The sequence below is a fragment of the Stenotrophomonas sp. KH_036_B genome, assembly GCF_057839485.1.
The window spans coordinates 1,101,977-1,125,828 of sequence record NZ_CM174491.1 but is presented as its reverse complement, the minus strand read 5'-3'; the positions used below and the strand labels follow the sequence as shown (position 1 = coordinate 1,125,828).

The 23,852-nt window shown below is 67.4% G+C and carries 28 protein-coding genes; 18 read left to right on the top strand and 10 right to left on the bottom strand.

Features of this window, described 5'->3' with window-relative positions; genetic code table 11:
* Positions 1 to 45: 45 nt before the first annotated feature.
* The 14 genes from lptA (at position 46) to AC3ITN_RS05120 (ending at position 11,395) form a co-directional block, all read left to right on the top strand.
* Entirely contained in the window at positions 46 to 609 is a 564-nt protein-coding gene (gene lptA, locus AC3ITN_RS05185; RefSeq protein WP_313346393.1) for a lipopolysaccharide transport periplasmic protein LptA, read from the top strand.
* On the top strand, positions 609 to 1,328 hold the full coding sequence (lptB, locus tag AC3ITN_RS05180) for an LPS export ABC transporter ATP-binding protein (RefSeq protein ID WP_313346396.1): 720 nt from the start codon (positions 609 to 611) through the stop codon (positions 1,326 to 1,328). The genes lptA and lptB overlap by 1 nt, the downstream gene beginning before the upstream one ends.
* 41 nt (positions 1,329 to 1,369) lie before the next feature.
* Positions 1,370 to 2,812 (top strand): RNA polymerase factor sigma-54, encoded by a 1,443-nt coding sequence (locus AC3ITN_RS05175; protein ID WP_313346399.1) that lies wholly within the window; start codon positions 1,370 to 1,372, stop codon positions 2,810 to 2,812.
* A 57-nt stretch (positions 2,813 to 2,869) separates the two neighbouring features.
* On the top strand, positions 2,870 to 3,193 hold the full coding sequence (gene hpf, locus AC3ITN_RS05170; RefSeq protein ID WP_313346401.1) for a ribosome hibernation-promoting factor, HPF/YfiA family: 324 nt from the start codon (positions 2,870 to 2,872) through the stop codon (positions 3,191 to 3,193).
* 21 nt (positions 3,194 to 3,214) lie between these two features.
* Positions 3,215 to 3,667: a PTS sugar transporter subunit IIA gene (locus tag AC3ITN_RS05165; protein ID WP_313346404.1), complete on the top strand. Its 453-nt coding sequence runs from the start codon at positions 3,215 to 3,217 to the stop codon at positions 3,665 to 3,667.
* A complete protein-coding gene (gene hprK, locus AC3ITN_RS05160; protein WP_313346407.1) occupies positions 3,664 to 4,614 on the top strand; it encodes an HPr(Ser) kinase/phosphatase in 951 nt (316 codons plus the stop codon). Before AC3ITN_RS05165 ends, hprK begins: the two co-directional genes overlap by 4 nt.
* Positions 4,611 to 5,501: an RNase adapter RapZ gene (rapZ, locus tag AC3ITN_RS05155; RefSeq protein WP_313346410.1), complete on the top strand. Its 891-nt coding sequence runs from the start codon at positions 4,611 to 4,613 to the stop codon at positions 5,499 to 5,501. Before hprK ends, rapZ begins: the two co-directional genes overlap by 4 nt.
* 34 nt (positions 5,502 to 5,535) lie before the next feature.
* Positions 5,536 to 5,928, top strand: coding sequence for a PTS sugar transporter subunit IIA (locus AC3ITN_RS05150; protein WP_313346413.1), 393 nt, complete (start codon positions 5,536 to 5,538; stop codon positions 5,926 to 5,928).
* Complete coding sequence (locus AC3ITN_RS05145) at positions 5,921 to 6,190, top strand: HPr family phosphocarrier protein (RefSeq protein WP_313346416.1); 270 nt, start codon at positions 5,921 to 5,923, stop codon at positions 6,188 to 6,190. Before AC3ITN_RS05150 ends, AC3ITN_RS05145 begins: the two co-directional genes overlap by 8 nt.
* A gap of 2 nt (positions 6,191 to 6,192) precedes the next feature.
* Positions 6,193 to 7,962: a phosphoenolpyruvate--protein phosphotransferase gene (ptsP, locus tag AC3ITN_RS05140; protein WP_489392251.1), complete on the top strand. Its 1,770-nt coding sequence runs from the start codon at positions 6,193 to 6,195 to the stop codon at positions 7,960 to 7,962.
* Positions 7,963 to 8,129: 167 nt separating this feature from the next.
* Positions 8,130 to 9,491 carry a magnesium transporter gene (gene mgtE / locus AC3ITN_RS05135; RefSeq protein ID WP_313346422.1) on the top strand — a complete coding sequence of 454 codons (1,362 nt, stop codon included), beginning with the start codon at positions 8,130 to 8,132 and terminating at the stop codon, positions 9,489 to 9,491.
* A 15-nt stretch (positions 9,492 to 9,506) separates the two neighbouring features.
* On the top strand, positions 9,507 to 9,773 hold the full coding sequence (locus tag AC3ITN_RS05130) for a hypothetical protein (protein WP_313346425.1): 267 nt from the start codon (positions 9,507 to 9,509) through the stop codon (positions 9,771 to 9,773).
* Between the two features lie 67 nt (positions 9,774 to 9,840).
* Entirely contained in the window at positions 9,841 to 10,746 is a 906-nt protein-coding gene (locus tag AC3ITN_RS05125; RefSeq protein ID WP_489392250.1) for a carboxylesterase family protein, read from the top strand.
* Between the two features lie 193 nt (positions 10,747 to 10,939).
* Positions 10,940 to 11,395: an REP-associated tyrosine transposase gene (locus tag AC3ITN_RS05120; RefSeq protein ID WP_489392249.1), complete on the top strand. Its 456-nt coding sequence runs from the start codon at positions 10,940 to 10,942 to the stop codon at positions 11,393 to 11,395.
* 270 nt (positions 11,396 to 11,665) lie between these two features.
* Here the strand turns inward: AC3ITN_RS05120 and AC3ITN_RS05115 are convergent, their stop codons facing one another.
* From AC3ITN_RS05115 to AC3ITN_RS05105, 3 genes are read right to left on the bottom strand one after another with little or no spacing between them, the layout of a single operon-like run.
* Complete coding sequence (locus tag AC3ITN_RS05115; RefSeq protein WP_489392248.1) at positions 11,666 to 12,616, bottom strand: aspartate carbamoyltransferase catalytic subunit; 951 nt, start codon at positions 12,614 to 12,616, stop codon at positions 11,666 to 11,668.
* A gap of 15 nt (positions 12,617 to 12,631) precedes the next feature.
* A complete protein-coding gene (gene ruvX, locus AC3ITN_RS05110) occupies positions 12,632 to 13,099 on the bottom strand; it encodes a Holliday junction resolvase RuvX (protein WP_068849771.1) in 468 nt (155 codons plus the stop codon).
* Positions 13,092 to 13,658: a YqgE/AlgH family protein gene (locus AC3ITN_RS05105; protein WP_313346434.1), complete on the bottom strand. Its 567-nt coding sequence runs from the start codon at positions 13,656 to 13,658 to the stop codon at positions 13,092 to 13,094. Before AC3ITN_RS05105 ends, ruvX begins: the two co-directional genes overlap by 8 nt.
* An 80-nt stretch (positions 13,659 to 13,738) precedes the next feature.
* Between AC3ITN_RS05105 and AC3ITN_RS05100 the strand changes: the two genes are divergently transcribed.
* The gene (locus AC3ITN_RS05100; RefSeq protein ID WP_489392247.1) at positions 13,739 to 15,538 is read left to right on the top strand and encodes a DUF4153 domain-containing protein; all 1,800 of its coding nucleotides are present in this window, start codon (positions 13,739 to 13,741) and stop codon (positions 15,536 to 15,538) included.
* Positions 15,535 to 16,071 (top strand): DNA-3-methyladenine glycosylase I, encoded by a 537-nt coding sequence (locus tag AC3ITN_RS05095; protein WP_313346440.1) that lies wholly within the window; start codon positions 15,535 to 15,537, stop codon positions 16,069 to 16,071. Before AC3ITN_RS05100 ends, AC3ITN_RS05095 begins: the two co-directional genes overlap by 4 nt.
* 159 nt (positions 16,072 to 16,230) lie before the next feature.
* On the opposite strand, the gene AC3ITN_RS05090 is transcribed toward AC3ITN_RS05095, so the two are convergent.
* From AC3ITN_RS05090 to AC3ITN_RS05065, 6 genes are all read right to left on the bottom strand, one after another.
* The gene (locus AC3ITN_RS05090; RefSeq protein ID WP_313346443.1) at positions 16,231 to 16,938 is read right to left on the bottom strand and encodes a YitT family protein; all 708 of its coding nucleotides are present in this window, start codon (positions 16,936 to 16,938) and stop codon (positions 16,231 to 16,233) included.
* Positions 16,939 to 17,081: 143 nt separating this feature from the next.
* Entirely contained in the window at positions 17,082 to 17,297 is a 216-nt protein-coding gene (locus AC3ITN_RS05085; RefSeq protein ID WP_313346446.1) for a DUF4287 domain-containing protein, read from the bottom strand.
* A 130-nt stretch (positions 17,298 to 17,427) separates the two neighbouring features.
* Positions 17,428 to 18,411, bottom strand: coding sequence for an aldo/keto reductase (locus AC3ITN_RS05080; RefSeq protein ID WP_489392246.1), 984 nt, complete (start codon positions 18,409 to 18,411; stop codon positions 17,428 to 17,430).
* Positions 18,412 to 18,610: 199 nt separating this feature from the next.
* Positions 18,611 to 19,198 (bottom strand): RDD family protein, encoded by a 588-nt coding sequence (locus AC3ITN_RS05075; protein WP_489392873.1) that lies wholly within the window; start codon positions 19,196 to 19,198, stop codon positions 18,611 to 18,613.
* A 187-nt stretch (positions 19,199 to 19,385) separates the two neighbouring features.
* A complete protein-coding gene (locus AC3ITN_RS05070; RefSeq protein ID WP_313346455.1) occupies positions 19,386 to 20,528 on the bottom strand; it encodes a PilT/PilU family type 4a pilus ATPase in 1,143 nt (380 codons plus the stop codon).
* Positions 20,529 to 20,601: 73 nt separating this feature from the next.
* The gene (locus AC3ITN_RS05065) at positions 20,602 to 21,639 is read right to left on the bottom strand and encodes a type IV pilus twitching motility protein PilT (protein WP_070208322.1); all 1,038 of its coding nucleotides are present in this window, start codon (positions 21,637 to 21,639) and stop codon (positions 20,602 to 20,604) included.
* A 102-nt stretch (positions 21,640 to 21,741) separates the two neighbouring features.
* Between AC3ITN_RS05065 and AC3ITN_RS05060 the strand changes: the two genes are divergently transcribed.
* A complete protein-coding gene (locus AC3ITN_RS05060) occupies positions 21,742 to 22,413 on the top strand; it encodes a YggS family pyridoxal phosphate-dependent enzyme (RefSeq protein ID WP_489392245.1) in 672 nt (223 codons plus the stop codon).
* A gap of 87 nt (positions 22,414 to 22,500) precedes the next feature.
* A complete protein-coding gene (proC, locus tag AC3ITN_RS05055; protein WP_489392244.1) occupies positions 22,501 to 23,322 on the top strand; it encodes a pyrroline-5-carboxylate reductase in 822 nt (273 codons plus the stop codon).
* 60 nt (positions 23,323 to 23,382) lie between these two features.
* Here proC and soxR read toward each other — a convergent pair whose 3' ends face one another.
* Positions 23,383 to 23,817, bottom strand: coding sequence for a redox-sensitive transcriptional activator SoxR (soxR, locus tag AC3ITN_RS05050; RefSeq protein WP_489392243.1), 435 nt, complete (start codon positions 23,815 to 23,817; stop codon positions 23,383 to 23,385).
* Positions 23,818 to 23,852 lie beyond the last annotated feature (35 nt).

The following is a 23,852-nucleotide window of genomic DNA, read 5'->3' as shown; positions in this document are numbered from 1 at the left end:
ACGGCCTTGGCCGTTTCCCCGAATCTGGCAGGAAAGCCCCACGTCATGAAGATCCTCCACGCCGCTGCATTCGCCCTCATCCTGATGGTTCCCGCCGTCGCCGTGCAGGCCAAGAGCACCGACCGCAACCAGGAAATGACCATCGAATCCGATGCGCAGTCCGGGTCGTTCCTCGGCGACGGTGTCATCACCCTGTCGCGCAACGTGGTCATCACCCAGGGCACGCTGGATATCCGCGCCGCCCAGGCCGACGTCCACATGAAGGATGGCGAAGCTGTCCGGGCGATTTTCACCGGCAAGCAGGCCACCATGAAGCAGCAGCTGGATGACGGCAGCGCCATGAACGCCCGCGCCGACAAGATCGACTACGACATCAAGGGCGAGATCATCACCCTGACCGGCAACTACGAAGTGGTCAGCGCCCAGGGCACCAACAGCGGCCAGCGCATGGTCTACAACACCCGCACCGGCGAGATGAACAGCGGGGGTGGTGGCGAAGCGGGCCGTGTGCGCACGGTCATCCCGCCCAAGAACAAGGGTGCCGCCCCGGCCGCCAAGCCGGCCACCCCGGCCAAGGCCACCGTCCCCACTGCCGGGAGCAAGAAGTAATGCTCGTCGCCAAAGGCCTGCGCAAGCGCTACAAGCAGCGCGAAGTGGTCAAGGATTTCGGACTGACCCTGGACGCCGGTGAAGTGGTGGGCCTGCTCGGCCCCAACGGGGCCGGCAAGACCACCTGCTTCTACATGATCGTCGGCCTGGTCGAGGCCGACGCCGGCAGCATCGTGCTCGACGGCAAGGACATCACCGCCGACCCGATGTACACCCGCGCCAAGCAGGGCGTGGGCTACCTGCCGCAGGAACCGTCGGTGTTCCGCAAGCTGAGCGTGGCCGACAACATCCGGCTGGTGCTGGAGCTGCGCGAGGACCTGGACAAGGCCGGCCGCGAGAAGGAACTGAACTCGCTGCTGGACGAACTGCAGATCAACCACGTGGCCGACCAGATGGGCGCCAGCCTGTCCGGCGGCGAGCGCCGTCGCTGCGAAATCGCCCGCGCCCTGGCCGCGCGACCGCGCCTGATCCTGCTGGATGAGCCGTTCGCCGGCGTCGACCCGATTTCGGTCGGCGAGATCCAGCGCATCGTCACTCACCTCAAGCAGCGCGGCATCGGCGTGCTGATCACGGACCACAATGTCCGCGAAACCTTGGGAATCTGCGACCGCGCGTATATCCTCAACGAAGGCAGCGTACTGGCGCAGGGAGCACCGGACGCCATCCTGGACAACGCCGACGTCCGTCGCGTCTACCTTGGAGACACCTTCAAGCTCTGATGCCCGGCCGCTGCGTCGCCTTCCCTCCGTTCGGCACAGGCATGAAAGCACGGCTGCAGACATCGCTGGGACAACAACTGGTCATGACGCCACAGCTGCGTCAGGCCATCAAGCTGTTGCAGATGTCCAGCGCCGAACTGGAGCTGGAGATCGCCGAAGCGGTGGAAACCAATCCGCTGCTGGACTGGGCCGAGAACGCCGAGCCGACACTGGAGATACCGTCGGGCGACGACGAACGCCCCCCGGCAAGCGCCGAAGGCAGCGACGACCACGGTGAGCAGGCGCCCTCCGGCGCCGATGACTGGGCCCCGGGCGAAGGCGACTGGAGCAGCGGCAGCAGCGGCGGATCGTTCGACGATGACGACAACGGCAGCGCCGCCGAACGCGTGGCCGAGACCGAAACCCTGGCCGACCACCTGCTGTGGCAGCTGCACCTGTCGCATCTGTCCAGCCGCGACCGCAGCATCGGCGCGGCCCTGATCGACGCCTTCGAAGAAGACGGCTACCTGCGCGAGCCGCTGTCGGCCATCGCCGAGACCCTGCTGCCGGCCATTCACGCCAACGAGGCCGAAATCGTCACCGTGCTGCACCAGATCCAGCGCTTCGATCCGATCGGCGTCGGCGCGCGCAGCCTGGGCGAATGCCTGCTGCTGCAGCTGGACGTGCTGGACCCGCAGACGCCCGGCCTGGCCCTCGCCCGCCGTATCGCCGACGGCCCGCTGGAGCGCCTGCCGCGCAGCGGCGTGAACGGCATCGCCCATGAACTCCGCGAGCCGGTGGAGGCGGTGGAAACGGCCGTGCAGCTGCTGCGCTCGCTGGATCCCCGCCCGGGCACCCAGATCGGCGAACTGACCCACGACAGCTACGTGGTGCCCGACTGCGTGGTCTGGCGCCAGAACGGCACCTGGCGCGCCGCCCTGGCCGGCCACGCCGGTCCCAAGGTCATCATTCACCGCGGCTATGAGCAGATGATCCGCCGCTGTGGCGAAAGCGACGCCGGCTACCTGCGCACCCACCTGCAGGAGGCCCGCTGGCTGCTCAAGGGCCTGGAAGCCCGCGGCGAGACGCTGCTGCGGGTCATGCGCTGCCTGCTCCAGCAGCAGGCCGCCTTCCTGGAGTTCGGCGGGCAGGCGCTGCGTCCGCTGACCCTGCGCGAGGTGGCGGCCGAGCTGGGCCTGCACGAATCGACCATTTCCCGGGCCATCGCCCGCAAATACGTGCGCACCCCACGCGGCACCCTGCCCCTGCGCGCGTTCTTCGCGTCAGGCATCGACACCGACAGCGGCGGCGAGGCCTCCAGCACCGCCATCCAGGCCATGATCCGGCGCCTGATCGACGACGAGAATCCGCGCAAGCCGCTTTCTGACGCCAAGCTGGCTGACCTGCTCAAAACATCGGGAATACCGGTGGCGCGGCGCACTGTTGCGAAGTATCGTGAGGCCATGAACATTTCCGCCTCGCACGAAAGAGTACGCATCGCCTGACGCTCCACCGCGCCGGGCGGGAAGGTTCATTGGCACATCCGAAGAGGAGAAGAACCGATGGAAATCCAGACGTATGGCAGCAACGTGGAAGTTACCCCCGCCCTGCAGAGCTACGTGCAGGAAAAGGTGGGCCGGGTCGGAAAGCACTTCGACCAGCACTGCCAGATCCGGGTGACACTCAAGCTGGACAAGACCCAGCATCACGTGGACGCCGACGTGACCCTCGCCGGAAAGGCCCTCCACGTCAAGGCCGATGGCCAGACCATGTATGCCGCCATCGACATCCTGGCCGACAAGCTCGACCAGGCGGTGATCAAGTACAAGGAGAAAAAGCACCTGCACGCCCCGGTTCCCGCTCCCTTGGGCGACAATGTCGGCTGACGCCCTCGTTCCCACCCCGATATGCCCTTGACTGATCTACTGGCGGCCGTGCGCACCCAGGTGCTGCCGGCCGCCGATCGCGACAGCGTGCTGAAGGCCGCCGCCAGACTTCTGGCCTGCCGCGAAGCCAACGCCGAGCTGATCTACCAGAACCTGTGCCAGCGCGAACAATTGGGCAGCACCGCGATCGGCCACGGCATCGCCATCCCGCATGGCCGTGCACCGCTTCTGGAACGCCCCCGGGGCGCCCTGCTTCGGCTGGAGCAGCCGGTGGAATTCGGTGGCGACGAGCCCGTGGACCTGGTGTTCGCCATTGCCGTTCCCGCCCACTACACCCATCAACACCTGATGCTGTTGTCCGAGCTGGCCGAGCTGTTTTCCGAGCCGGCCATCCGCCAGGCGCTGCGCGACGCGCGCGACGGGCAGGCACTGCGCCAGGTCATCGAATTCCCCCCGCCGGCGAGTGCCGCATGAACACCAGCATCACCGCGCGTGAGTTGTTCGAGCAGCAACGCGACCGCCTTGCCCTGCGCTGGGTGGCCGGCCAGAAAGGCGAGCGCCGCGAACTGGAAGCCGGCAATACCGTCTCGCGCCGCCCCTCGCTGGCTGGGTACCTGAACGCGATCTACCCCAACAAGGTGCAGATCCTCGGTACCGAAGAGCTGTCCTGGCTGGACTCGCTGGATTCGCGCCAGCGCTGGGAGACCATCGAGCGGATCATGCAGTCGCACCCGCTGGCGCTGGTCATCACCCGCAACCAGCCCTGCCCCGAAGACCTGCGCGCGGCGGCCGACGAATCGCAGACCCCGCTGTGGATTTCACCCAAGCGCGGCCACGAACTGCTCAACCACCTGTCCTACCACCTGGCCCGCACGCTCGCGCCCCGGGTGATCCTGCATGGCGTATTCATGGAAATCTACTCCATCGGCGTGCTGATTACCGGCGAGGCGGGCTCGGGCAAGAGCGAGCTGGCCCTGGAACTGCTCAGCCGCGGCCACCGCCTGGTGGCCGACGATGCGCCCGAGTTCACCCAGATCGCCCCGGACGTGCTGGATGGCACCTGCCCCGAACTGCTGCAGGACCTGCTGGAAGTGCGCGGGCTGGGCGTGCTCAACGTGCGCGAGATGTTCGGTGATACCGCCGTAAAGAAGAACAAGTACCTTCGGCTGATCGTGCACCTGACCAAGCCCATGACCGAACCCACCCCGCATGGTTACGAGCGTCTCACCGGCGACTCCGGCACCCGCCACGTGCTGGACCTGGACGTGCCGCTGATCACCCTGCCGGTCATGCCCGGCCGCAACCTGTCGGTGCTGACCGAGGCGGCCACCCGGCTGCACATCCTGCGCACCAAGGGCATCGACCCGGCGGCCATGTTCATTGCCCGCCACAGCAACCTGCTCGAGCGCCGCACCCCATGAACACGCCCGCCCCCGAAGTAACCGCCGCCACGCTGATCATCGTCAGCGGCCTGTCCGGCTCCGGCAAGACGGTCGCGTTGAAGACCTTCGAGGACCTGGACTACTACTGCTCGGACAACCTGCCGATCAACCTGCTGCCCGACTTCGTGCGCAGCCTGCTGGCCGGGCATGATGCCGATGCACCGCGGCGTCTGGCCGTGGGCATCGACGTGCGCGGCCAGAGCGACCTCAGCCAGCTTTCGCACTGGCGCGAAGACGCCAAGGCCGCCGGGCTGGACGCGCAGCTGCTGTTCTTCGATGCCACCGATGAAACCCTGCTCAAGCGCTACGCCGACACCCGTCGCCGCCATCCGCTGAGCCAGCTGGGGCTGTCGCTGCCCGAGGCCATCGCGCGCGAGCGCGAGCTGACCGCGCCGCTGCGCCGCGCCGCCGACGCGGTGATCGACACCACCACGCTCAACGTGCACCAGCTGCGCCGCAAGGTGGTGACCGAGTTCGCGCTGAGCCACGGCAACAAGCTCTCGCTGCTGTTCGAATCGTTCGCCTACAAGCGCGGCGTGCCGGCCGAAGCCGACTTCGTCTTCGATGCCCGCGTGCTGCCCAACCCGCACTGGGACCCGGAGCTGCGTTCCTTGTCCGGGCGCGACGCCGGCGTGCGTGATTACCTGGAAGCGCAGCCGGACGTGCAGAAGTACGTGGCCCAGCTGATCGATTTCCTGGACACCTGGCTGCCTCGGCTGGGCAACGACACCCGCAGCTATGTGACCGTGGCGTTTGGCTGCACCGGCGGCAAGCACCGTTCCGTGTACCTGGCCGAACGGCTGGCACGGCATGCGCGTGACCAAGGCTGGCCGGAAGTGGCCACATTCCATCGCGAACAGGAATAGCCCCAATTCATCTTGGGATGTTAACGTTCGACAAATGACCTGTGGCATTCTCCTCGTAACTCATCCCGGCGTTGGCACGTCGCTGCTGGACGTGGCTACCCGGCTGCTGCGGCACCTGCCGCTGAAGACCGAAGCTTTCGAAGTACCGTTCGACGCAGATATGGACGTCCTGCTCCCGCTCGCCTCGGCCGCCTTGCGCCGGGTGGACAGCGGACAGGGCGTGCTGATCCTGACCGACCTGTACGGCGCCAGCCCCAGCAATCTGGCCGGGCAACTGGCCCGTCTGGGCACCCCGGCTCGCCGGGTTTCGGCGCTGAGCCTGCCGATGTTGTTGCGGGTGATGAATTATCCGGAACAGGGACTGGATCAACTGCCCGCCACTGCCGCGGCGGGCACTCGCAATGGAGCGATTGTCGACGATGCTTGAACGTGAACTCACCGTATCCAACCGCCTGGGCCTGCATGCCCGCGCCACTGCAAAGCTGGTGCAGGAGCTGGCGCCCTTCCGCAGCAACGTAACCATGACCGCACGCGGCCGCCAGATCAACGCCAAGAGCATCATGGGCGTGATGCTGCTGGCCGCCGGCCAGGGCACCCCCGTTACCGTGCGCATCGATGGCGAAGATGAAGCGGCCGCCATGGACGCCGTAGTGGCCCTGTTCGAGCGACGCTTCGACGAGGACAACTGAGCATGCCGGGGCCGCCGTCGCGATCGGGTTCCAGCGCACCGGCACGGACCGCGTCCGGCGCCCTGCTGCTGTCCGGCCACGGCGCCTCGCGCGGCAACGCCCTCGGCCGCGCCCGGGTTCGCCTGCCGCACGCGCTGGACGTGGCCGAACAGCGTATCGCCCCGGCCAAGGTCGAGGCGGAGCTGCAGCGGCTGCACCAGGCCGTGGACGCGGCCCGTGCGGAAATGCACGACCTGCGCCTGCGCCTGCATGGCGCCCTGAACCAGGAAGTCGGCGAATTCCTCGACCTGCACGCCTTGCTGCTGGACGACCCGGAGCTGCTGTTCGGCCTGGATGAGCTGATCCGCAGCGGCCCGTACAGCGCCGGCTATGCGCTGCGCGTGCAGCGCGACCGCCTGGCCAAGGTCTTCGACGGCATGGACGATGCCTACCTGAAGAGTCGCATGGACGATCTGGACCATGTGATCGGGCGCATCCATGCCTTCCTGCAGAAACGGCCGCCGGACGTGAAGGGCCTGGCCGGGGAAATCCTGGTCTGCGACAACATCGCCCCGTCCGAAGTGGCGCAGCTGCAGGCCCACGGCGTGGTGGGCATCGTCACCGCCGGCGGCAGCGCGCTGTCGCACAGCGCCATCCTCGCCCGCAGCCTGCACCTGCCGTTGATCGTCAACGTGCCCGGCGTGCTGCAGCGGATCGCCGATGGCGACGTACTGGGCATCGACGGCAGCACCGGCGGCATCACCGTCAACCCGCTGCCGCCGGACCTGCGCGACTACCGCGCGCGGCTGCGCGACCAGGCCCGTGAACAGCGCGAACTGGGCCGGCTGCGCAGCAAGCCCAGCCGCACCCGCGACAACGTCGACATCGCCCTGCTGGCCAATGCCGAATCGGGTGACGACGTCACCGAGGCGCATGCGCTCGGCGCGCACGGCCTGGGCCTGTACCGCACCGAATTCCTGTTCCTGCAGCGCGACGAACTGCCCGACGAACAGGAACAGTTCGAGACCTATCGCGACGCCGCGCTGGGCATGAACGGCCGTCCCGTGACCATCCGCACCCTCGACCTGGGCGCGGACAAGGCCGACCGCACCGGTCTGACCCTGAGCAACGAGGAAAACCCCGCCCTGGGCCTGCGCGGCGTGCGCCTGTCACTGGCCCGGCCGAAGGTGGCCGACACCCAGCTGCGTGCGATCCTGCGCGCCTCGGCGTACGGCAAGGTGCGCATCCTGATTCCGATGGTCAGCACCCGCGAGGAAGTGCTGGCGGTACGCCGGCGCTTGAGCAGGCAGGCCGAGCTGCTGCGCGCCGAAGGCCTCGAGGTCGCCGAACGCATTCCGTTCGGCGCGATGATCGAGGTGCCGGCCGCGGCGATCGCGCTGGAAAGCTTCATCGACCTGGTCGACTTCCTGTCGATCGGCACCAATGACCTGGTGCAGTACCTGCTGGCCGCCGACCGCAACAACGAAGCAGTGGGCGAGCTGTACTCGCCGCTGCATCCGGCCGTGCTGCGGTTGCTGTCGCACATCCTGCGCACCGGCCGCGAGCACGGCAAGCCGGTGGCGGTCTGCGGCGAAATCGCCGGCGACCCGCGCATGACCCGGCTGCTGCTGGCCCTGGGCTTGACCGAGTTCAGCCTGCACCCGGGCACGCTGCTGGAAGTGCGCCGCGCCGTGCGCGAGAGCGACCTGGGCGTGTTGCAGGCCGCCGCGCCGAAGCTGCTGGCCGCGCGCGACCGCCGTGGTATCGAACGCTGGATCGAGACCCACCAATGAACACCCCGGTAGGTCACGACCGTTGGTCGTGACCCGCTGCGCGTCAGCACCAACAGTGCTGACCTACCTGTTTGTCATGCATCCAAGCGATAATGACGCGGTGACCACCCCCTCTGCCGCATCCTGTACGGGATAGCGGCCTTTTTCTTTCCCCGCGGGAGCTGTGCATGGCCGAAGCCGTACGCCACGACAAGACGGCGCGCCAGTTGCGACTGTTGTCCGATGCACTGGACAGCGGGCGACTGGGTCCGGTGCGCCGGCTGGTCAATACGCTGGCGCCGGCCGAGATCGGCAACCTGCTCGAGTCGCTGCCGCCGGGCAAGCGCGAGGTGGTGTGGGGGCTGGTCGATCCGGAAGACGACGGTGAGGTGCTGGTCCACGTCGGCGAAGAGGTGCGCGAAAGCCTGCTGGCCGACATGGACCCGGACGAAATCATCGCCGCGGTCGAAGACCTGGACATCGATGACCTTGCCGACCTCGTCGAAGACCTGCCGGACACGGTCATCGATGAAGTGCTCAAGTCGATGGATCGCGAGAACCGCGAACGGCTCGAGCAGGTCCTGTCCTACCCGGAAGACAGCGCCGGCCGCCTGATGAACCCGGACGTGGTGACCGTGCGCGCCGACGTCAACGTGGACGTGGTGCTGCGTTACCTGCGCCTGCGCGGCGAACTGCCCGACCACACCGACCACCTGTTCGTGGTCAGCCGCCGCCACCAGTACCTGGGCCGGCTGTCGCTGGCCGCGCTGGTGACCCACGAGGACAACACTCCGATCAACCGGCTGATCGACGACGAACAGCCGGCCATCGACGTGGGCGAGAGCGCCGACGAGGTCGCCCGCCAGTTCTCCGACCATGACTGGGTGTCGGCGCCCGTGGTGGACGACAACAACATCCTGCTCGGCCGCATCACCATCGATGACGTGGTCGACATCATCCGTTCGCAGGCCGAGCACCAGGCGCTGGGCGCCGCCGGTCTGGACGAGGAAGAGGATCTGTTCTCGCCGATCAAGCGCGCCGTGCGCGGCCGCGTGGTCTGGCTGGGCATCAACCTGTGCACCGCCTTCCTGGCGGCCACCGTGATCGGCCAGTTCGAGCTGACCCTGCAGAAGGTGGTGGCGCTGGCGGTACTGATGCCGATCGTCGCCGGCGTCGGCGGCAACGCGGCGGTGCAGGTGCTGACCCTGATGGTGCGCGGCATCGCGCTGGGCCAGGTGGGGCAGAGCAACGCGCGCATCCTGCTGTGGAAGGAATCGCGGGTCGCGCTCATCAACGGCACGCTGATCGGCACCGTGGTGGGCGTGATCGCCTACATCTGGTTCCATAGTTTCCTGCTGTCGCTGGTGATCACGATGGCCCTGATCATCAACTTCTGCGCTGCGGCGCTCGCGGGCGTGCTGCTGCCGCTGCTGCTCAAGCGCATGAACGTGGACCCGGCCGTGGCCGGCACCGTGGTGGTCACGGCGGTCACCGACGTCATGGGCTTCTTCAGCTTCCTCGGCCTGGCCACCCTGATCCTGCTGCACTGACCTGGTAACCACGACATGGCCCTGACCCTCGACAACTACTTCGCCGCCGGCTGGCGCGAGCAGACCCATACCTGCCCCGCCTGCGAATGGCAGGGCACCTCGCGCCAGATGAGCATGGAGCTGCACGACGACGAGGCCGAGTTCGACTGCCCGCAGTGCGAGAACCCGATCCTGCTGGTGGTCCACCCCAGCCTGGCCCAGGTGCAGGCCGCTGCCGCCGACGGCCACCCCGAGGCGATTGAACACCTGGACATCCTGGCCGCAGCACCGCGACCAGACTGATGCACTGCAAGATGCCTGGGTGCCCGTCGGGCTCTAGACTGAAAACGCTTTCAGTCGAGGACAGGCAATGGCACGACAGCGCGCGGGATGGTGGGTGTGGGTGGTTGCGATGCTCGCCTTGAGCGGATGTGCCTCGACCCGTGCACCCGACAAGGGTCACTTCGTGGAGCGCACCGTGACCGTGGACGGCCATGCGTCGCGCTACCAGGTGTTCGTGCCACGCGACGCTCAGGCGCAGCGCGGCACGCTGCCGGTGGTGCTGTTCCTGCATGGCTCCGGTGAACGTGGCAGTGACGGCCGCCGCCAGACCCAGGCCGGCCTGGGGCCGTACCTGCGTACGCAGGCGCGGACGTTCCCGGCCCTGGTGGTGTTGCCGCAGGTGCCGGATGACGGAGAGTGGTCCGGTCTCAACAACCGCATCGCGCTGGCCGCGCTGGATGCCACGATGGTCGAATTCGGTGCTGATCCCGCGCGCCAGTACCTGACCGGCATGTCGATGGGCGGTTACGGCAGCTGGAATATCGCGCTGGAGCAGCCGACCCGTTTCGCCGCGATCGTACCGGTCTGCGGCGCGGTGCTGGCACCGCATGCGGTGCGCGCGTCGTTGTTCGTCGAGTCGGTGGCGAACGAGGCAGACCCATACGCAGCGATCGCCGACCGCCTGAAGGCCACGCCGATCTGGATGTTCCATGGCGCGCAGGACGACGTGGTGCTGCCCGACGACGACCGCAGGCTGAAGGCCGCGTTCGACCGTGCCGGCGCGGCAGACGTGCGATACACCGAATACCCGCAGGGCAACCACAACGCGTGGGACGCAACGTATGCGGATGCGGCGATGTGGGAATGGGTGTTCGCGCAGGCAGCCGGTAGTGCCGGCCGCTGGCCGGCTCCAAGCACACGCGTAGTGCCGGCCGCTGGCCGGCTCCACGCACACCGTAGTGCCGGCCGCTGGCCGGCTCCAAGCACACCGTAGTGCCGGCCGCTGGCCGGCTCCACGCACATCCGGATACCCCTTGAGGAGCCGGCCAGCGGCCGACTCCACGCACGCCCCCCCCCCCTGAGGAGCCGGCCAGCGGCCGGCACTACGGGTCCATGGGTGCTTTGGTGACTCAACGCTGCGGCGCTTACCGACTAGGGCGCTTCTCCGATGCAATCCAATATGCGGCATGAGCTCGTCAAAACTACGCCGAGGTCGATGCTCGATGGTCGGCCACACTTACATCCTGACGACGGTCTGCCACTACCGGCGGCGATGGTTCGATGACCCTGCGGCAGCCGAAATCGTGATGGACCGTCTCCGCGACATTGACCACGGTGGCCATGCGCGATCGCTCGCTTGGGTGGTGATGCCCGACCACGTCCATTGGATGCTGGAACTGGGTGAAACGCCATTGGCAGACGTGGCAAGGCGTTTCAAATCGTCGAGTGCGCTGGGACTGAACCGACTGCATGCGCGTGGCGGCACGCTATGGCAGCCTGGATACCATGACCATGCGGTTCGTTCTGACCGTTCACTTCGCGAACATGCCATGTACATCATGGCCAATCCCATCCGCGCCCACATGACAGAACAGTTGGGTGACTACCCCTATGCATGGTGCATCTGGCCAATCACCCCATGAACCGTCGCCCGTAGTGCCGGCCGCTGGCCGGCTCCTCGCGATGATGGGTTCATGTGGAGCCGGCCAGCGGCCGGCACTACGCGCATCCTGATGCAATCCTTGGAGCCGGCCAGCGGCCGGCACTACACGCCTCCTGATGCAACCCTTGGAGCCGGCCAGCGGCCGGCACTACGTGCATCCTGATGCAACCCTTGGAGCCGGCCAGCGGCCGGTACGCGCATCCTGATGCAACCCTTGGAGCCGGCCAGCGGCCGGCACTACGGGCGTGTTTCACCCCAACAACGTCTCCAGCACCGCCATGCGCACGGCCACGCCGTTGGCGACCTGGCGCAACACCCACGATTGCGGGCCGTCGGCCACCTCGTGGGTCACCTCCACGCCGCGGTTGATCGGGCCCGGGTGCAGCACCGCGGCGTCCTGGCTGGCGCGCTTCAGGCGCTCGGCGTTGAGCCCGTACTGGGCGTGATACTGCTCGATCGACGGCACCAGACCCTCTTCCATCCGCTCGCGCTGCAGGCGCAGCATCATCAGCGCATCGGCGCCTTCCAGCATCTGGTCGAAATCCTGCCCGACGATGCAGCCCTTCAGCGTCTCATCGTCCGGCAGCAGCGACTGCGGGCCACACACGCGGATCTCGCCCACGCCCAGCGTACGCAGCGCATGCAGGTCGGTGCGGGCCACGCGCGAATGCTTCACGTCGCCGACAATCACCACCTTCATCTTCGAGAAGTCACTGCCCTTGGCCTGGCGCAGCGTCAGCATGTCGAGCAGGCCCTGGGTCGGGTGCGCGCTGCGGCCGTCGCCGGCATTGATCAGTGCGGTGCCCTCACCCGCCGCGGCCGCCAGGTCGGCCACCGCGCCGTCGTCGGGGTGACGCACCACAAAGCCGCGCACGCCCATCGCTTCCAGGTTCTTCAGCGTGTCGCAGGCCGTCTCGCCCTTGCGCGTGGACGAGGTGGAGGCGTCGAAATTCAGCACGTCCGCGCCCAGCCGCTGGGCGGCCAGCTGGAATGAACTGCGGGTGCGGGTGGACGGCTCGAAGAACAGCGTGCACACCGCCGACCCGCCCAGCACATGGCGCTTGTTGCCCACCCGGCCGACCGCCGCATCGCGGATCTGGCCGGCGCGGTCGAGCAGCGCCAACAGGGTTTCGCGGGGCAGACCCTCCAGGGTCAACAGGTGGCGCAGGCGTCCGTCGGAATCGAGTTGCGAGGCGGTCATGGCAGGGTCTGTGCGTCAGGAAACGGGAGTGGCATCGTCGGGCGAGGACAACCAGCGCTCGATGATCACCGCAGCGGCCACCGCGTCCAGCGTCGCCGCGTCGCGACGACGCTTGCGGCCTTCGGCGCGTTCGACCGCGAACCGGCGTGCCGCCTCGACGGAGCTGGAACGCTCGTCGATCAGCACCACCGGCAGCTTGAAACGTTCCCGCAGCTGGCGGGCAAAGCCCTGCGCGCGCTTGCGGTTGGGCTGGTCCTGGCCGTCCAGGGTGAGCGGGTCGCCCACCACCAGTCCGTCCGGACGCCATTCCTTGATGAGGCGTTCAACGGCCGTCCAGTCCGGGCCATTGCCGTGCACGTCCACCACCGCGATGGCGCGGGCATGGGTGCCGAACGAGCTGCCGATCGCCACGCCGATCCGGCGCGAGCCCACATCGAAGCCCAGCACGGTGCCGTCGCGGCGGATGGTGGCCGGCTCAGACATGGCCGCTGTAATCGGTGAGCCGGAACAGGTCCACCCCGATGCGCGAGGCAGCTCCCTGCCAGCGTTGTTCCAGCGGCGTGGCGAACAGAAGTTCCGCATCGGCGGGGACGGTCAGCCAGCTGTTCTCGGCGATCTCGCTTTCCAGCTGGCCTTCGCTCCAGCCGGCGCAGCCCAGCGTGACCAGCGCGTGGGACGGGCCCTCGCCACGCGCCATGGCTTCCAGGATGTCGCGCGAGGTGGTGAGAAACACGCCCTCGCCGACCTCCAGGCTGGACTCCCAGCTGCGCGCGTCGTCATGGATCACAAAGCCCCGCTCCGGGTGCACCGGGCCGCCATTGAGCACCACCTGGCCACGCAGGTCATGATCGTCGGTCTGGATGTCCATCTGCGCCAGCACATCACCCAAGGTGTATTCCGACGGCTGGTTGACCAGCACGCCCATGGCACCGCTGGCGTCGTGCTGACAGACGAGCGCCACGCTCCGTGCGAACGTGGGATCGGTCAGCGACGGCAGCGCGACCAGGAGGTGATGGGCAAGGGAAATGGACAGCTCGGACATGGGCCCATTCTAACCGCTGGGCATCGGCACGGGCGTGAGCCCTCGGCTACGATGCCACCACTCAAGCAAGGATGCGCATCATGAATCACCACCCGCCCCTCCCGCTGGCCTCGCGCAGCACCATCGTGCTGATCGCGCTGCTGCAGGGCCTGATGCTGTACGCCGCGCAGGAAGCCGCAGACAGCTGGCCGTTCAATCACATCAGCGGGCGCTACTGCTGGTACAGCTGGGTATTGACCATTCCCACCGCGCTGGCGCTCACCCTGGTGGAGCTGCGCGACCGCCGGCTGTGGCTGCACGCAGTGGTGGGGTCGGCGGTGGTGCTGGCCCTTGCCAGCTGGATCGGCTGGAACCTGGGCGGCGGTGCTACCGGGTTGAGCGATGACGCACTGCTGTGGCCCTTCTCGATCAGCATGGCCGTTGCCGTATTCGTCACCTTGCCGTGGTGGCAGTTCCGGCTGCAGCACGGCCATTGGCGCGCCAGCTACGATGCGTTGTTCGAACGCGCCTGGCAGAACGGGCTGACCCTGGCGCTCGCCGTGGCCTTCACGGGCCTGACCTGGCTGCTGCTGTGGCTGTGGTCGGCGCTGTTCCAGCTGGTCGACGTGCGCTTCTTCCGCGACCTGTTCCGCGAGGAGGCCTTCATCGCACTGGCCACCGGCTCGCTGTTCGGCTTCGGCGTGCTCATCGGCCGCACCCAGCACCGGGCCATCCAGGTCACGCGCCAGGTGCTGTTTGCCATCTGCCGCGGCCTGCTGCCGCTGCTGTCCTTCATTGCCGTGCTGTTCGTGCTCAGCCTGCCCTTTACCGGGCTGGACGCGCTGTGGCGGACGCGTTCCGCCACGACCCTGTTGCTGACCGTATCGCTGCTGCTGGTGGCATTCGTCAATGCGGTGTACCAGCATGACAACGACCGCGCGGCCTACCCGCTGTGGCTGCGCCGCCTGGTGGATGCCAGCCTGCTGACCTTGCCGCTCTATGCCGGGCTTGCGCTGTATGCCGTCGGCCTGCGCATCGCGCAGTACGGCTGGACGCTCGAACGCTTCTGGGGTGTGCTGGTGGTGCTGCTGGTCTGCGGCTATGCGCTGGGCTATGCGCAGTCGGTGCTGCGCCGGCGCGGGCGTTGGCTGCAGCCGATCGAAACGGTCAACCGCTGGATGTGCTGGACGGTGCTCGGCGCGGCCCTGCTGGCCAACTCGCCGGTACTCGATGGCGTGCGCATCAGCGTGGCGAGCCAGCTGGCACGAATGCAGGCGGCCGCACCCGCCGTCGATACCCGGGACGTGGTCGCCCTGCGCTTTGAGCTGGGGCGGCGTGGCGTGGAAGCGCTGCGCGAGCTGCAGCGCGACCCACGCTTCAGCGGCGATGCGCGTGCGGCAAGGGTGATCAGCGCGGCGCTGGCGCAGGAATCGCACTGGAGCGGCAGCCAGATGGATGACATCGACGACGGCGTTCGCGACCTGGGCGTCCTGCAGCGCCAGGTCACCGTGCCCGGCAGCCTGCCGGCACCCGATACGGACTGGTGGCACGCGCTGCTGGACCGCAAACTGAATGCCGCGGAGTGCCTTGAGCTGGGCGCGACGTGCGTCGCCCTGCGGCGCGACCTGGATGGAGACGGTGTGGACGACGTGCTGCTGTGCAGGGTGCCCGAGCATCTGGCGCCAGGCTGCAGCCTGCATACCCGCGACAACGGCACCTGGCGGGATGCAGGGTCGCTGATGTTCTACGGCAGCCGCGCCGGGGATGACGCAGAGGCCAGCAGGGAGTCCCTGCTCGCCGGCCAGATCGAACTGTCCCGCTCCCGCTGGCCCCGCATCACGGTTCCCGGTGGCAGCGCGCAGAATGTCGACGAACCTGCCCCCAAGGAGCAGCACCCATGAGCGGCTACTGCCTCATCGCCCCCGGTCACCCGGTGCACGGTCACTACCATGACCACGAATACGGCTTCCCGCAGCGCGACGAACGCGAACTGTTCGAGCGGCTGCTGCTGGAAATCAACCAGGCCGGGCTGAGCTGGGAAACCATCCTCAAGAAGCGCGAGGGTTTCCGCGCGGCCTACGACCAGTTCGACGTGGACACCGTGGCTGCCTACGGCGAACGCGACGTGGAGCGCCTGCTCAACGATGCGGGCATCATCCGCAACCGGCTCAAGGTGCATGCGGCCATCCACAATGCGCAGGTGATCCAGCAGTTGCGGGCCAGCCACGGCAGCTTTGCCGGCTGGCTCGATGCACACCACCCGCGCGACAAGGCCGAGTGGGTGAAGCTGTTCAAGAAGACGTTCCGCTTCACCGGCGGTGAGATCACCGGTGAGTTCCTGATGAGCCTGGGGTATCTACCGGGCGCACACAGCCCGGATTGCCCGGTCTACAAACGGTTGGCAAAGATTCCCCCGCCGTGGGCCGAACGGTAGTGCCGGCCGCTGGCCGGCTCCGCACGGATCCGGATGTGCGAGGAGCCGGCCAGCGGCCGGCACTACGCGGGCTGTAGCGAGGAGCCGGCCAGCGGCCGGCACTACGCGGGCTGCAGCGAGGGGCCGGCCAGCGGCCGGCACCACGGCGGCCGCGCCGCTTCACACCCCCATGTATCGCCCGGGCCGGTGGTTGAACATCAGCACCAGGCTGAGCACCACCGCGCCGATCGCCGAGTACATCACCTTGTCGGGCGAGAGCACGAAGAAGGCCACGCCCATCAGCAGGGTGTCGAACGACATCTGCACCTTGCCGGCGCTCCAGCCGCGGGTGCGCTGCAGGTACACCGCCAGGATGCCGATGCCGCCCAGGCTGGCGCGGTGGCGGATGTAGAACAGGATGCCCAGGCCGGCCAGTGCACCGCCGACCAGCGCCGAATACAGCGAGCTCATGTGCGCGAAGTCGGCCCAGCGCGGCAGCAGGTCGGTCAGCACGCCGCAGGTGGTGACGGCGGCGAAGGTCTTCAGCGTGAACTCCCAGCCCATGCGCCGCACGGCGACCCAGTAGAACGGCAGGTTGACCAGCACGAAGACCAGGCCGAAATTCCAGCCGAAGGCGTAATGGGCCAGGAAGGCCAGACCGGCCATGCCGCCGATCATCAGCCCGCCCTTGGCGAAGATGGCCAGGCCCAGCGAGGCCACCAGCGTGGCCAGGATCATGCCCTGCACGTCCTCGGCGACGGAATGGCGCAGGGCCTTCTCGTCGGCCACGGTTCCGGCGCTGTCCGGCGGCGGGGTCAGCGGACCGGCGGTGACCAGATGGCCGTCGGCGTCGTCGCACGGCGCGGGGCCATGGGATTCAAAGGACATGGGGGGTGGGGCCAGACACGTGGGGAGCGGTATTAGACACGATCAGCGTGACAGTTGCAGGTGAAATCGATTCATCCCGCAACGAATGCCGTTTTCAGCCACTTCGCTCCCCCGCGAGGAGGCGTACCGGCGCGGGTGGGTGGCTACCTCGGCCCCGTCTTGAGATGGTGGGCCACCAACGCGTTGGCGTGCCCATGCCCCAGGCCGTGCTGTTGCTTGAGGAAGGTCACCAGCGACATGTGGGTGAGACCGCCCTGTGTGGCCAATAGGGCCAACCAATGCGCGACCGGCTGGCCATAGGTCTTTTCGATGGAGGGGAAGTACGAGGCGGGGCCTTTGACCGGGGCGGTGTCGCTCATGACCTGTTCCTTTTGAGAGGTTCATTCACTACGACGTTGGACCGGGCATGGAATCGACAGCCGTAGCCACCCACGGTGGCCCCCTGCCGCCCCAACCGGCAGCGCACGACCGTTGGTCGTGCGCTCGCTCTCACCGCGTGACCTGCTTCTGCCGCTCGGCGTTGTAGCGATCGCCCACGATGGCGATGCTGTCCAGCGCCGCCGCGATCTGCTGCAGATCAGCCTCGCCCAGCACCAGCGCCACCGCCCCCAGGTTTTCCTCCAGGCGATGCAGCTTGGTGGTCCCGGGAATCGGCACGATCCACGGCTTGCGCGACAACAACCAGGCCAGCGCCACCTGGGCCGGCGTGGCCTGGCGGGCGGTGGCGATCGCGCCAATGGCGTCAACCAGCACCTGATTGGCACGGCGCGCCTCCACCGCGAAGCGTGGCAGCGAAGCGCGGAAGTCGGTGGCCGCAAACTCGGTGTCGGCGGTGATCGCACCGGTCAAGAAGCCCCGGCCCAGCGGACTGAACGGCACGAAGCCGATGCCCAGTTCTTCCAGCACCGGCAACACGCTCTGCTCCGGCTCGCGCCACCACAGCGAATACTCGCTCTGCAGGGCCGCCACCGGCTGCACCGCGTGCGCGCGGCGGATGCTGTCTTCGCCGGCTTCGGACAGGCCGAAGTGCTTGACCTTGCCTTCGGCGATCAGGTCTTTCACTGCTCCGGCAACGTCCTCCATCGGCACGTTCGGATCGACACGGTGCTGGTAGAACAGGTCGATGCGGTCGGTCTTCAGGCGCTGCAGGCTGGCCTCGCAGACCGCGCGGATGTTCTCCGGGCGGCTGTCGAGTCCGGCATCGGCGTTGCCGCCCTTGAAGCCGAACTTGGTGGCAATCACCAGCTGGTCGCGGTACGGGGCAAGCGCCTGCCCGAGCAGCGCCTCATTGCGGAACGGGCCGTACACCTCGGCCGTATCGAAGAAGGTGACCCCCCGCTCCACCGCCGCGTGCAGCAGAGCGACGCCGTCGCTCACGTCTGGTGCCGTGCCGTAGGCGTGGCTCAGGCCCATGCAGCCCAACCCAAGCGCGGAAACGCGCAGGCCGCTGTTGCCAAGGATTCGTGTCTGCATGAAGTGCTCCTTCCGGCGAACGCCGGGTGGTGGATGGGGGCGGCACCGGGCGATTGCCCGATGCGACCCCGTCACCATACGCCGCGTGCCAGCCGCGATTGCACAGCTCCACGCGCTGTTGGTCATGAGCCGATTTCATCAATGAAACCAACTCTGCAGCAGCTGACGTCCCGACATCTGCCTTCGACGAACGCGCCGATCAGGGCCTGGCCCACCGCTCGTCCCCTGCTGCGGGCACCGGCGGCAGCGGCGGCGGTACCGGCACGCTGGCCTGCGACCACACCGGCTCGGCAACCCGCGCCATGCCCGTCCTGCGGATCCGGCCGATATCCGCGCGGCGCAGCACGTAGGTCCGGGCCAGCATGTCGCCCAGGCGCTGGCGGTTCGATGAACACAGCACAATCAGGCCCGCCGGAATCGCGCCCATCAGGAACGGATTCACCTCGATCAGGCGCAGCAGGGTGCGCACGATCGACTGCCACCCGCTGGGCCGTTCGCCGCGGATGTTCACCACGCGGGTACCGGTCGCCAACTTGCCCAGCGACCCGCCGAACCGGGTTTCCATTACGGGAAAATACGCCACCAGCAACGCCACCGACAGCCAGATGACCTTCTCCGCCATGGCCCTGTCCAGCGCCAGGATCGGCACCACGAAGATCACCAGCAGTACGACGGAATCGATGATGGTGGCCAGCCACCGCGCGGCGATGATCGACGATGTGTAGCCCGCCGCGATGGTGGCCGCGCTGGAGACCGTGTCGTCGCTGCCGAACGCGATACCCGACATATCCACCGGTGTGACCGGCCCCGTTGACGCGACAGCCCGCGCAGGCGCGCGGTACGGATCATGCAGTTCCATATGCATTCTCTTCAGTGGCAGTGCTACCGGCACGGTGCCGGCCCCTTGAAGCACCACGTACAACAAAGGCGCGCCGGCATTGCACCGAACGCGCCCCATGTCCGTCCCCGCCGTTTCAGCGGACTTCGGAAATCTCCACCCCATCCAGGCCCTGCGACAGCGTGCGTGCGTCACCGCCCTGCGACAGCTTGATGCGCAGGCGCACTTCGTTCTGCGAGTCGGCGTAGCGCAGCGCGTCTTCGTAGCTGATCTCGCCGGCCTGGTACAGCTCGAACAGGCTCTGGTCGAAGGTGCGCATGCCCAGCTGCACCGACTCCTTCATGACTTCCTTGAGCTTGTGGATCTCACCGTCGCGGATGTAATCCTGCACCAGCGGCGTGCCCAGCATGATCTCCATCGCGACCTTGCGCGACTTGCCGTCCGGCGAGGGCACAAGCTGCTGCGCGACCACGCCCTTGAGGTTCAGCGACAGATCCATCAGCAGCTGGTTGCGGCGGTCTTCCGGGAAGAAGTTGATGATGCGGTCCATCGCCTGGTTGGCGTTGTTGGCGTGCAGGGTACACAGCACCAGGTGACCGGTTTCGGCGAACGCAATGGCGTGGTCCATGCCTTCGCGGGTACGCACCTCGCCGATCATGATCACGTCCGGCGCCTGGCGCAGGGTGTTCTTCAGCGCCGCGTCCCAGCTGTCGGTGTCGATGCCAACTTCACGCTGCGTGATGATGCAGCCCTCGTGCTTGTGCACGAATTCGATCGGGTCTTCGATGGTGATGATGTGGCCGGTCGAATTCAGGTTGCGGTAGCCGATCATCGCCGCCAGCGATGTCGATTTACCGGTACCGGTCGCGCCCACGAACAGGATGATGCCGCGCTTGGTCATCGCCAGCGTCTTGATGATCGGCGGCAGGTTGAGCTCTTCGACGGTGGGAATGCGCGTCTCGATCCGGCGCAGCACCATGCCCACCTGGTTGCGCTGGTAGAAGCAGCTCACGCGGAACCGCCCCACGCCCGACAGGCCGATGGCGAAGTTGCACTCGTGGGTCTTCTCGAATTCCTCGCGCTGGGCCGGCGTCATCACGTTCAGCACCATGTCGCGGCTCTGCTGCGGCGTGAGCGGGGTCTGGGTGATCGGCGAGATCTTGCCGTTGACCTTGATCGCCGGCGGCATGCCCGCGGTGATGAACAGGTCCGACGCTTTCTGATGCGCCATCAGCTTGAGGAACGAGGTGAAGTCAATGGTGGTGCTGGTGGTGTTCATCGCGGTGTGCTCCGAAGATTGCCTGGAGCCGGCCAGCGGCCGGCACTACCGATTGCGCGTGGGCCGGGGCCCATCATTCGAAGATGCGCTTGTCCTTGGCGTATTCCTTGGCCTGGTTGCGCGTGATCAGGCTGCGCTTGACCAGGTCCTGCAGGTGCTGGTCGAGCGTCATCATGCCCATCTGCTGGCCGGTCTGGATCGCCGAGTACATCTGCGCCACCTTGTCCTCGCGGATCAGGTTGCGGATGGCCGGGGTGCCCACCATGATTTCCCACGCAGCGGTACGCCCGCCACCGACCTTCTTCAGCAGTGCCTGCGAAATGACCGCACGCAGCGATTCGGACAGCATCGAGCGCACCATCGGCTTTTCGCCGGCGGGGAACACGTCGATGATGCGGTCGATGGTCTTGGCCGCCGAGCTGGTATGCAGGGTGCCAAACACCAGGTGGCCCGTTTCCGCGGCGGTCAGCGCCAGGCGGATGGTTTCCAGGTCGCGAAGTTCGCCCACCAGGATGATGTCCGGATCTTCACGCAGTGCCGAGCGCAGCGCTTCATTGAAGCCATGCGTATCGCGGTGCACTTCGCGCTGGTTGATCAGGCACTTCTGCGAGGTGTGCACGAATTCGATCGGATCCTCGACGGTGAGGATGTGGCCGTATTCGTTCTTGTTGATGTGGTCGATCATCGCCGCCAGCGTGGTCGACTTGCCCGAACCGGTCGGGCCGGTCACCAGGATCAGCCCCTGCGGCTGGTCGATCAGCTCGCGGAAGATCGGCGGCACCGCCAGGTCTTCCAGGGTCAGCACCTCGGACGGAATGGTACGGAACACCGCACCCGCGCCGCGGTTCTGGTTGAACGCGTTGACGCGGAACCGCGCCAGGCTCGGAATCTCGAACGAGAAGTCGACTTCGAGGAATTCCTCGTAATCGCGGCGCTGCTTGTCCGACATGATGTCGTAGACAAGCGCATGCACCTGCTTGTGATCCAAGGCCGGAATATTGATGCGACGGACATCGCCGTCCACGCGGATCATCGGCGGCAGGCCTGCCGACAGATGAAGGTCCGACGCTTTGTTCTTCACGGAAAACGCCAACAGCTCGGCGATATCCATACGCTGCTACTCCCCATAGACTGCTGCGACTGGAAGGATCTTTCCCCGGGCGGCAGTATAGCCTTCCTGATCCACCGGGATATCTCCCTTGAGTGCCTGCTCGTGCCCAACCTTCCCCTGACGGCGATCCTGCTGAACCTGCACAACGCGGCCGCTGCGGCCGGACGGCCAGATCCCCGCCTGCTGGCGGTCTCCAAGACCCAGCCGGCCGAGGCGGTGGCGGCACTGGCGGCGCAGGGCCAGCGTGCGTTCGGCGAAAACTACGTGCAGGAAGCCGTGGCCAAGATCGACGCGCTGGCAGCGCTGGGGCTGGAATGGCACCTGATCGGCCACCTGCAGTCCAACAAGGCCGACCTGGCCGCGCAACGCTTCGACTGGGTGCAGAGCGTGGACCGGCCCAAGCTGGTGGCCGCGCTGGCCGCGCACCGGCCGGCCCGCCTGGCCCCGCTGAACGTGCTGATCCAGGTCAACATCGACGATGAGGACAGCAAACACGGCTGCAGCCCGGACGCGCTGCCCGCGCTGGCCAGCGCCATCGCCGCCGAACCGCGGCTCTGCCTGCGTGGCCTGATGGCGATTCCCGCGCCGTGGCCGCAGGTCGAGCGACGCCAGCAGGCGTTCGAGCGCATGCACGCGCTGTTCGTGGCGCTCGCCGCCGGCCATCCGCAGGTGGACACGCTGTCGATGGGCATGAGCGGCGACTACGCCGAGGCCATCGCCCACGGCGCAAGCATGGTGCGCATCGGCACGGCATTGTTCGGTGCACGCCATTGAATGGTGGTGCGCACCGCTGCCCCTTGCCCGGCTCACACCCGGCAGCCGGGCATCGCCCGGCGCTACGACACTGATCGAGGAATTCCCATGAACGCTCCTTCCATCACTTTCATCGGCGGCGGCAACATGGCCCGCAGCCTGATCGCCGGCCTGGTCCGCCAGGGCATCGCCCCCGGCCACCTCCACGTGGCCGAGCCGGTCACCGCACTGCGCACGCAGCTCACCGCCGAGTTCGGGGTGAAGACCTACGCCAGCGCCACCGAAGCCGCTGCGCAGGGCAGCGTATGGGTACTGGCGGTGAAGCCGCAGGTGCTGCGCGATGTGTGCGCCTCGCTGGCCGACATCGCGCATGGCAAACAGCCGTTGGTGGTGTCCATCGCCGCCGGCATCACCAGTGCGCAGCTGCAGCGCTGGCTGGGCGGCAGCGCGGCGGTGGTGCGTGCGATGCCCAATACCCCGGCCCTGCTCGGTGCGGGGGTGACCGGCCTGTTCGCCACCGCCGGGGTGAGCGATGCCCAGCGCGCGCAGGCCGATCAGGTGCTTGCCAGCGCCGGACGCACGGTCTGGATCGATGACGAAGCGCGCATGGATGCGGTGACCGCGGTCTCCGGCAGTGGCCCGGCCTATGTGTTCCTGCTGGCCGAGGCCATGGAAGCCGCCGCCATTGCACAAGGCCTGCCCGCCGATGCCGCACGCACGCTGGTGGTACAGACCCTGTTGGGTGCCAGCCGCATGCTGGACGAATCGGGCGAGGCGCCCGCCGAACTGCGCCGCCGCGTCACCTCGCCCAATGGCACCACGCAGGCGGCGATCGAGAGCTTCCAGAGCGAGGATTTCGAGGCGATCGTCGGGCGTGCGATCGATGCGGCGACGCGACGTGGGCAGGCGTTGTCGGCCGCGAACGAGTAGTCCCTGCGGTCTTGCCCACCGGGCAGCCACGCATGCCGGGGCTGCCGTCCGGGTGACGGCTCACCCCCAGCGCTGCGCGCCTTCTCCCTGCTCGCCCAGCGTGTCGCCGGGGTTGGCCAGGCGGCAGCGTTTCAACGACAGGCAACCGCAGCCGATGCAGTCGGTCAGCTGGTCGCGCAGCATCAACAGCTGCTCGATGCGCTCGTCCAGTTCGGTACGCCACCGCGCGGACATCTTCGCCCACTCGGCGCGGGTCGGGGTCTTGTCCTGGGGCAGCGCCGCAAACGCATGCGCCACGGCGTCCAGCGGCATGCCCACGCGCTGGGCGACGCGTATCACCGCCAGCCGGCGCAGCACCTCGCGGTTGAATCGGCGCTGGTTGCCTGCCGTGCGCAGGCTGCGGATCAGCCCTTTGCGCTCGTAGAAATGCAACGCCGATACCGCCACCCCACTGCGGCGTGACACCTCGCCTACACTCAGCTCCTGCGCGATCACGCTTGACCTCAACCATGGTTAAGGTCCCATCGTGC